The sequence below is a fragment of the Micromonospora craterilacus genome (genome assembly GCF_003236315.1).
Classification (GTDB): Bacteria; Actinomycetota; Actinomycetes; order Mycobacteriales; family Micromonosporaceae; genus Micromonospora; species Micromonospora craterilacus.
The window spans coordinates 1-1,037 of the sequence record NZ_POTY01000503.1; the positions used below are offsets into that span (position 1 = coordinate 1).

The 1,037-nt window shown below is 71.2% G+C and carries 2 protein-coding genes and 1 pseudogene; all 3 read right to left on the reverse strand.

Annotation, left to right across the window (positions count from 1 at the left end; all coding sequences use genetic code 11):
• A partial coding sequence (locus tag C1I95_RS34095; RefSeq protein ID WP_199524045.1) for a TFIIB-type zinc ribbon-containing protein occupies nucleotides 1-194 on the reverse strand: 194 nt, incomplete at its 3' end.
• Between the two features lie 19 nt (nucleotides 195-213).
• Complete coding sequence (locus C1I95_RS34100; protein WP_111220232.1) at nucleotides 214-846, reverse strand: phosphoribosyltransferase; 633 nt, start codon at nucleotides 844-846, stop codon at nucleotides 214-216.
• Nucleotides 843-1,037, reverse strand: a pseudogene (locus C1I95_RS34105) (hypothetical protein); the annotation flags it as partial. The gene C1I95_RS34100 and the pseudogene C1I95_RS34105, both read right to left, overlap by 4 nt.

Below are 1,037 nucleotides of genomic sequence, written 5' to 3' on the forward strand. Positions count from 1 at the left end.
GTCACATGCTGGGCCGGCTGGGGGGCGGGCGGGGCTTGTTGCGCGCTCCAGTTGGCCTCCGCCTCGAACAGCTTCTCCAACTCGCCGCGGTCGAGGAAGATGCCCCGGCACTCGCCACACTGGTCGATGACAACGCCGCTGCGCTCGTACTGGCGCATTTCTCCGTGACACTTGGGACAGGTCAGGCTCATCACCCGACGGTACCTGGTCGGTTCACGCGGTAGCGGTCAGCGCGGCCAGGACCTCGTCGTCGGAGACCTCGTGAAAGTCGTCGTAGTAGGACCCGACCGCGCCGAACGCGGGCGGTCGTTGGGCACAGATCAGCTCGTCGGCCTCGGCCGCCAGCATCTCGCATGCCTCCTGTGAACCGACCGGTACGGCGACCACGACGCGCCGAGCACCAATGTGGCGGGCGACCTGGACGGCCGCGCGAGCGGTCGCCCCGGTGGCCAGCCCGTCGTCGACGATCACCGCAGTACGGCCGGTCAGGTCCAGCGGCGGACGGCCGGCCCGGTAGTGCTGCTCGCGCCGGTCCAGTTCGGCCTGTTCCTGGTGCTGTACCTCGGCGATTTCGTCCGGGCCGAGTTGGCTGGCGACCACGTCGTTGAGCACCCGCACCCCGCCTGGGCCGAGCGCCCCGAAGGCGACCTCGGGAGCCCACGGCATGCCGAGCTTGCGGACCACCAGCACGTCCAGCGGTGCGCCGAGGCGTTCGGCGACGACCTGGGCCACGGATACGCCCCCGCGTACCAGGCCGAGCACGACGACGTCCGGTTCGCCGATCAGGGCGGTGAGGCGGTCGGCGAGCATCCGGCCCGCCTCGGCGCGGTCGCGGTAGGTGGTCATGTCCTCAGGTCTACGCCCTGCGGGCGGACTTTGCTCGCCGGTTGCGGGATCCCGGGAACTTCGAGCGCGGGCGCCCAGAGGAGGAAAGCGATCGGGTACAGCAGGTAGCCGAACCGGGTGGTGGGCATCAGCAGGATCGCCGCGAGCAGCCCGTACCCGCAGACCAGCGCGGCGGCGGGGGCGGTGCGGGG

What these genes read in the sequence shown, in the direction of transcription:
- C1I95_RS34100 (WP_111220232.1), bottom strand. Translation starts at nt 846, where the DNA reads ATGACCACCTACCGCGACCGCGCCGAGGCGGGCCGGATGCTCGCCGAC.